At 61.7% G+C, this 4,746-nt stretch carries 5 protein-coding genes, 1 tRNA gene and 1 pseudogene; 5 read left to right on the forward strand and 2 right to left on the reverse strand.

Annotated features, from left to right (window positions below):
• The first annotated feature begins 50 nt into the window (after positions 1 to 50).
• The 4 genes and pseudogenes from ACRXB1_RS30835 (at position 51) to ACRXB1_RS30850 (ending at position 2,102) form a co-directional block, all read left to right on the forward strand.
• Positions 51 to 152 (forward strand): hypothetical protein, encoded by a 102-nt coding sequence (locus ACRXB1_RS30835; protein ID WP_449494204.1) that lies wholly within the window; start codon positions 51 to 53, stop codon positions 150 to 152.
• A pseudogene (locus tag ACRXB1_RS30840) lies at positions 122 to 412 on the forward strand (flagellar biosynthesis protein FlhF); the annotation flags it as partial. The gene ACRXB1_RS30835 and the pseudogene ACRXB1_RS30840, both read left to right, overlap by 31 nt.
• Positions 405 to 1,340: a MinD/ParA family ATP-binding protein gene (locus ACRXB1_RS30845; protein ID WP_375507909.1), complete on the forward strand. Its 936-nt coding sequence runs from the start codon at positions 405 to 407 to the stop codon at positions 1,338 to 1,340. The pseudogene ACRXB1_RS30840 and the gene ACRXB1_RS30845, both read left to right, overlap by 8 nt.
• A gap of 30 nt (positions 1,341 to 1,370) precedes the next feature.
• Positions 1,371 to 2,102, forward strand: coding sequence for an RNA polymerase sigma factor FliA (locus ACRXB1_RS30850; RefSeq protein ID WP_062168388.1), 732 nt, complete (start codon positions 1,371 to 1,373; stop codon positions 2,100 to 2,102).
• 30 nt (positions 2,103 to 2,132) lie between these two features.
• Here the strand turns inward: ACRXB1_RS30850 and ACRXB1_RS30855 are convergent, their stop codons facing one another.
• On the reverse strand, positions 2,133 to 3,227 hold the full coding sequence (locus ACRXB1_RS30855; protein ID WP_449494202.1) for a diguanylate cyclase: 1,095 nt from the start codon (positions 3,225 to 3,227) through the stop codon (positions 2,133 to 2,135).
• Positions 3,228 to 3,845: 618 nt separating this feature from the next.
• A tRNA-Arg gene (locus ACRXB1_RS30860) sits at positions 3,846 to 3,921 on the reverse strand.
• Positions 3,922 to 4,245: 324 nt separating this feature from the next.
• On the opposite strand from ACRXB1_RS30860, the gene ACRXB1_RS30865 reads away from it, so the two are divergent.
• On the forward strand, positions 4,246 to 4,746 hold a 501-nt coding region (locus ACRXB1_RS30865; protein ID WP_449494203.1), incomplete at its 3' end, for a c-type cytochrome.

The raw sequence follows: 4,746 nt of genomic DNA on the forward strand, positions 1-4,746 counted from the left end.
TTTTGACCAAGCTCGACGAAGCCACGAACCTGGGCGGCGTGATCGATACCGTGATCCGCTACAAGCTGCCGGTGCATTACGTATCGACCGGACAGAAGGTCCCGGAGAACCTGTATGTCGCGACCAACCGCCGCTCGCGGGCTGCATTTTGACCAAGCTCGACGAAGCCACGAACCTGGGCGGCGTGATCGATACCGTGATCCGCTACAAGCTGCCGGTGCATTACGTATCGACCGGACAGAAGGTCCCGGAGAACCTGTATGTCGCGACCAAGCGCTTCCTGATCAAAAGCGCGTTCTGCATTCCGCGCGACGGCTCGCCATTCGTGCCGCAAGACGACGACGTGCCGCCGCTCCTCTCCGCGCTCTCCGCGCGCGCTTCCACCGAACTGCATGAGGTTCACTTTGGATAAGTTCGTGTCCGATCAGGCTGAAGGCTTGCGCCGTCTGCTGACGCGCAACAGCTCGCGGGTGGTGGCCGTGTGTGGCGCGCCGGCGGGCGGAATAGGCGGTACGGGAAATACATCGACGGTCGTCAACCTCGCTGCCGCGCTTGCTGCGCAAGGCAAGGACGTGCTGGTGATCGATGAACGGCAGAACGCGTTGTCGGCGAGCCGGTTGGCCAACGTACCGTCCACGGGCGCACTTGGCGCCGTGCTGGGCGGCAAGCGCTTCTTGCAGGACGCAGTCACGCGCACGCCGTTCGGCTTTTCGATGATCGCCGCGCCCCGCGACGAACGCATCAGCCACGACGCCGCGCATTACCGGGTTTTGCTGGATGGACCCGCTGATATCGTTCTCATCGACACACAACCGGATCGTAGCGGCGCGTTGTCCACGCTCGCCGCGCAAGCGCACGACTTCGTGATCGTCACACGCGTGGCTCCCGCCGCGATCACCGAGGCGTATGCATGCATCAAGCGCCTGCATTACGCGCACGCCATCTCGCGCTTCCGGATCGTGGTCAACCACGTGAAGAACGCCGCCGATGCGCAAATCGCCTTCGATAACCTCGCCGGTGTCGCCAGCCGCTACCTTGCCGTGCAGCTCATGCCGGCCGGTTGCGTGGCGGAAGATCCGCGTGTGGCGAGGGCGCATGAACTGTCGCGCTGCGCAGTCGAAGCATTTCCGACGACCGCCGCCGCCCGCGATTACCGCCACATCGCGGCCGACCTGCAGTATTGGCCGATGCCAGAAAGTTCGCACTTCGAATGGCCGGCGCAAGCCGTCCATAGGGAAACGCCACGCAATATCGAGCGTTCGATCAACCCGGGAGCGACCTCGCGCCGCACCGAAACAACGTCGCCGGAGTTCGCAATGCGTAGCCCGGCGGCGGTGTGACGAAGCAAAGAAGGAACAAAGGTGAATGCGATGTATAACGCCCAGGGAAAACTGTCACAAGCCGAGGTCCTGACCCGCTACGCGCCGCTCGTGCGCCGGCTGGGTCTGCAACTGGTCGCGAAAATGCCGGCCAGTGTGGATCTCGACGATCTGATCCAGGCAGGCATGATCGGTCTGCTCGACGCCGCCAGCCGCTACAAGGAAGACCAGGGCGCGCAGTTCGAGACATACGCGAGCCAGCGGATTCGTGGCGCGATGCTCGACGAACTGCGCGCCAACGACTGGCTGCCGCGCAGCATGCGCAAGACGTCGCGCGAGGTCGAATCGGCGGTACACAAGGTCGAGCAGCACCTTGGCCGGTCGGCGAGCGAACAGGAAGTCGCCGAGCACCTCAACATGCCGCTCGACGAATACCAGACCATGCTGCAGGATCTGCACGGCAGCCAGTTGATCTATTACGAAGACTTCGACCGGTCATCGGATGACGAACCGTTCCTCGACCGTTATTGCGTCGATAAAGCCGATCCGTTGTCCGCATTGCTCGACGGCAGTTTGCGTTCGGCGCTGGTCGAAGCCATCGACAAACTGCCCGAGCGCGAAAAGCTGCTGATGAGCCTCTATTACGAGAAGGGCTTGAATCTGCGTGAAATCGGCGCAGTGATGGAAGTCAGCGAATCGCGCGTGTGCCAGTTGCATAGCCAGGCGGTTGCTCGGTTGCGCGCGAAGTTGCGCGAACAGGCCTGGTCGGGCGTGGAAGCCTGACGGTCAGGGGGCGGCTTTTTCTGAGCCGCTTCAAGAAGGTTCGAAGTCCGCGCCTTCGGCAAACACCGTTCGGCCTTTGCCGAGTGCCTTCGCCCGGTACATAGCACGATCCGCCGCGCGCATCAGCACGGCGATATCGGTGTAGATGGGTTTCAGGTCCGGCGAGATCAGGCATGCGCCAATACTCGCCGATACATTCACCACCCGGTCCTGCACCGACGTCATTTCCGCCAGCACCGCGTGAATTCCGTTCGCGACCGTATGCACCGCGTGGCTGCCCGTCACGTGACGCGCGAGGACCACGAATTCGTCGCCGCCGAGACGCGCGACCGTATCGGTGGTCCGCACACGGCGTAACAGCGAATCAGCAAAGGTTCGCAGCACGACGTCGCCAACTTCGTGGCCGTAGGTATCGTTGACTTCCTTGAAGCCATCGAGATCGATCAGCAACAACGCCGTCGCGCCCTCCTGTCCCGTCGATATCGCCGTCACCGCCCGTCCGATGGTTTGTTCCAGTGCGTACCGGTTGCTCAATCCGGTGAGCGGATCGGTGCCTGCCCGGAGCGCGAGATCGCGGTTCGCGCTGCCGAGCCGGCCGACCAGCACACTCAGATATACCGATGCCGCCAGCACACTCAAGCCAATGCCAAGCGCCGCCGGCCGGTTGAGACGCCACCATGGCTGAAGCATGGATAGTGCGACGATTCCGGCCAGTGCCGTAACGCACGACAACGCCAGCGTCCGCTTCCCATAACGCCCTCCTGCGCCGATCAGGAACAGGAAAATGGCCCAGAGCATAGGCAGCGCGAGCGGGCCGCCGGCGGCAAGAATCAGGGCGAGGAGCGCCTGATCCGCGATCGTGGTGATAGCAAGACGCACGTCCGAATGACGCGGCATCCCGCCGATGATCACCCGGCTGGCCACGCCATAAACCAGATACAACGCGAGCACGCGAAAGCATGCGGTCGCCGCAGGAGAAGGATCGAACCACGCGAACGCGCCATACGCCACGGCCGCGAGTCCGCCGAGTGCGACTCGGAGCGTTGCCTGCTCCCTTTCCGGATCGCGATGCGGAGACCAGACATAGCCGCGCGGCCGCTGCACGGGGTCATGCGAATGCCCCATTCTGTGTCCCTTTTTTTATGGTTTAGTGGTTTAAACCGACGTTTTCTACAGTGGCTGCGTAGTGCGCAACCGCAATCCTACTGCGTTGATGCGCGCTATATGCAAAGGGAAATTGGGGTGCGGATGGAGGGTGGATGGGATTTTGGGCGGGAGTATATGGGTCAATGGCGGGGGTGGCTCTGGTTTCGGCCTGGTTGGGTGGTCGAGGGGTTGTTAAACGGCTCGCGTTTCTGCGAAGCGTGGAGGCGAGTTTCGGCTTGCCCGGCGGACGCGCCTACTTAACTACGCACGTTTTCCTCAATCCGATGCAGGAAATGGTTTATTCCTCTGGCACCTCCAACTGCCGATGCGATATCGGACGTCGATTCACTGACGGAATCTATGGTCCGCTCTCCCGTGTCCTTACGACCAATTGGATTTTGATCAGAAAGCGTGGGCGACAGGAAAGCCAATCCAGCAGAGCGAAATCAAGGAAGGCCCATCTAAGCGAGGCGCGGCATTTGCGAATGACCCGCGACGACAGTCGACACCAACGCTTCTGCGCTGGCGGCACTTGGAATGCGTTTGGAGCTGAATGTGATCCTGGAATGACCAGGAAACTCGATTTGCGCTAAATCTTGGTGCGCCCGGCTGGGATCGAACCAGCAACCCCTGCCTTCGGAGGGCAGTACTCTATCCATTGAGCTACGGGCGCATATGAGCAAGGGGCACCGCGTTCCATATACAAAATCATGGAGGCAGGACCGCTGCGAGTCCGAAACAATACCTGTTTTCGTCCGATTCGTCCATCGCAAGGGTTGGAAGGCCCGACCCTCGTCCTTCGCAACATCCCTGCAAAAACCCCGAAAATCCGGGTTAACACGCGCTGCGACAAGCCTTTGCGGGTATGCCGTCACGTAAACGTTCCGTCTATAATCGACCGTGCTGGCGAAAACGTTTAAAAGTATTCGAGAGATCTACCCCTGCTGTCACGCTGTCGCTGGACCGACTCACAAATAAAAAGGGAGACGAGACGAGCATGAGTGAAGCACCCCACGGAGTCCCGATCAAAACGCCAGGCCAACTCATCGCGGCAATCGTCGCCGGGTTCGCCATTCCGATCGTCGTGATCGTCCTGCTGGCCGTCTACGTCAACAACACGACCCGCACTGGCGCCGGTACCGATTCCCTGTCGGACGCCGCCGTCGCCGAGCGTATCGCCCCGGTCGCGCAAGTCGATATCCGCGACGCCAACGCCCCGCGCGTCTACAAAACCGGCGAGCAGGTATTCAAGGCGGTCTGCACGACCTGTCACACGGCCGGTGTTGCCGGCGCGCCGAAGTTCGGCAACGCGGGCGACTGGGCGCCGCGCATTGCGGAAGGCTACGACACGCTGCTTCACAACGCCCTCAACGGCAAAGGCGGCATGCCCGCTCGCGGCGGCACGAGTCCCGACGACTATAGCGACTTCGAAATCGCCCGGGCAGTCGTCTACATGGCCAACGACGGCGGCGCAAAATTCGCCGAACCCGCGCAACCA

The organism is Caballeronia sp. M23-90 (assembly GCF_053574605.1).